This is a genomic window from Okeania sp., assembly GCF_983059655.1.
The window spans coordinates 2,703-5,506 of record NZ_CEZPJD010000537.1; the positions used below are offsets into that span (position 1 = coordinate 2,703).

Genomic DNA, 2,804 nt, shown 5'->3' on the forward strand with positions numbered 1-2,804 from the left:
TCTTCCCCAAAATTAATAGCTGAGAGCTAATAGCTGACGGCTGAATGCTTACTAGTTATTTTACTTAAACTCAAGAGTGCTGCTTCATTTATCACTGTGCAACACTAACTAAATGAAGTAGAAAACGTAAGCATTTCCTGCGGAATGCTGAGCAAACAGCTATTAGTAGTCAGCTAGTCTTCTCCGGAATAACTACGTTAACAGCAATTAGTCACAATTACTTCTAAGGTTTAGTCAGGGGACTTTGGCAGTAACTTTTTATTCTTTCTCAATTTCAAAGGTTGCTTTTATCTTCCCCAAAATTAATAGCTGAGAGCTAATAGCTGACGGCTGAATGCTTACTAGTTATTTTACTTAAACTCAAGAGTGCTGCTTCATTTATCACTGTGCAACACTAACTAAATGAAGTAGAAAACGTAAGCATTTCCTGCGGAATGCTGAGCAAACAGCTATTATACGTTAACAGCAATTAGTCACAATTACTTCTAAGGTTTAGTCAGGGGACTTTGGCAGTAACTTTTTATTCTTTCTCAATTTCAAAGGTTGCTTTTATCTTCCCCAAAATTAATAGCTGAGAGCTAATAGCTGACGGCTGAATGCTTACTAGTTATTTTACTTAAACTCAAGAGTGCTGCTTCATTTATCACTGTGCAACACTAACTAAATGAAGTAGAAAACGTAAGCATTTCCTGCGGAATGCTGAGCAAACAGCTATTAGTAGTCAGCTAGTCTTCTCCGGAATAACTACGTTAACAGCAATTAGTCACAATTACTTCTAAGGTTTAGTCAGGGGACTTTGGCAGTAACTTTTTATTCTTTCTCAATTTCAAAGGTTGCTTTTATCTTCCCCAAAATTAATAGCTGAGAGCTAATAGCTGACGGCTGAATGCTTACTAGAAAATTGACTTAACTTAGGAGCAGCAGTACCAAAAATTGTGGAAATAGATTGTTGTGGACGACATAATAATGTCTTCGCAACTTGCAACATAGCAATACCTGTATTACCAAAAGATTTTTGATACTGAATCATTGCCTGAATTTGCTGAATTAAACTAAATCCGGCCAACTGTATTGTTTGTGGAATAAAATTAGGAAAGTGTTCTAATATTTCTGGAAAAGTGTTGAGATAAGTCAAGATAAAATTAGCAATAGAAGGTTGTAATAATTCTAAAGGTGTTGTTGCTAAATTCAAAGATTCTTCTATGCTTAAAGATTTACTAATAACTAAACTATTCAACCAAATTTGTAAATAACTACTAATTAAAGTTCCTACATCAAAAGTAGGGTCTCCCCAATCACAACGTTCCCAGTCTATTAATTTGACAATATTCTGATTTTCTTCCTGATAATTTGTGCGTAGTAGAATATTGTTTAGGCTCAAATCATTGTGAGTCAAACAACAGGGATTAAAAGTATTACTTAATTGAGCGATCGCTTGGCCTAAACTATCATATCTTTGATAAAGAGCAAAGAATTTTAATCCATCTGCTGGTACTATTCCAAAAATTTCTGGTGTTATTCTTTCTAAATTATTGACAAATTTGTTTACTTGTTCATTTGTTAAGTTATTCGTTTGATGAGCAAAAAATTCTCTATATTTTTGACAATTAAAAGTATCGCGATGAATAGTAGCTAATGCTTTACCAATTTCTGTAGAAATTTGCTCTGGAAAATTATTTTCCTGGGTATATAAATTCATTAAATTCTGATAATCATCCAAGTAAGTAGAGACAATAATAGAATTTTCTAAATCAAAATGTACCACTTTTGGCAAAAACGAGCGCCAATATTCAAATTGGGGAAATTGATTTAAAAAATTGTGAAATTGCCATTCATGCTGAAACTCACCTATAGTTTTTCCTTGTTGATGATGACGTTCTTGTTTCACCAGTAGTTTTCGACTATCAACCAAGGTTACTAGCAAGTTAAAATTTTTAGCATTTACTTGTTCAACTGTGCTGAAAGTTTCTTCTTGTTTACTACACAGAGAATGCTCTGATAAGTAGTCAAAAATATTGTGAGAGCTTAAAATAAAAGTCATATTTTTATTCAAAATTAATATGAAATGATTCGTGAACAAAAAACTGTAGGGGTTTGGTTTCCAAATCCTATTTTTGCGGTTGAGTTTGGAGACCAAACCTTTTAAGAAGCAAGTTGAGTATTTTGATCAAACCATCACTGTAGATAAACTTGATCTGCTACGCTCAACTATTGGAGTATTATTTATACAGCTAATTCGTTGAATCATTTCAAATTAGCGTTGTATAAAGTGTTAAACCCAAAGCTTATTTTGGTGGACGATTAGCAAGTCCAACGGCTAAAGCTACCGCGCTCATGGTTATAGCGGCACCAATAGCACAAGCAGGGCTTGTCAATGTAGCAGCAAGAGTAGTGACACTACCACCCCTTGTTGTATATAAATCATCGTCAGTTAGCTCATGCATATAACTTTCAGAATCTAAGAAGAAGTTAGCACCAGCAGGATGTAAGTCAGAGATTTTAATGTTAGCCACTTTTCAGTTGCTCCTTAAATAAAATTTGTTACTTTGCAATTAGACTTGCTCTTGTCTATTTGCATTTATATTATTGTCTGGCTTTCCCTAGAACTGCAAGGGTTAGAACAATTTTAAACTGCATCTAACTAACACAATTATGTCTTTTTTTATTTTTTGATGGTATCGAACTCTCTATCAATGTTATCCAAAGCTTTCTTTGCTCTAAACATCGCTCTGAAAAAAGCCACCTGACTATTCCAAGCTAAACGAGGTAATAATGGCTCCGAAGGATTGATTTGAGATACATCT

2 protein-coding genes are annotated in these 2,804 nt (G+C 34.0%); both read right to left on the minus strand.

The genetic code is table 11. From position 1 onward, the window contains the following. Positions 1–868: 868 nt before the first annotated feature. Positions 869–2,041: a phosphotransferase gene (locus AC3DU7_RS23645; protein WP_488041748.1), complete on the minus strand. Its 1,173-nt coding sequence runs from the start codon at positions 2,039–2,041 to the stop codon at positions 869–871. A gap of 244 nt (positions 2,042–2,285) precedes the next feature. Continuing rightward, the gene (locus AC3DU7_RS23650; RefSeq protein WP_488041749.1) at positions 2,286–2,513 is read right to left on the minus strand and encodes a hypothetical protein; all 228 of its coding nucleotides are present in this window, start codon (positions 2,511–2,513) and stop codon (positions 2,286–2,288) included. Between the last annotated feature and the right edge of the window lie 291 nt (positions 2,514–2,804).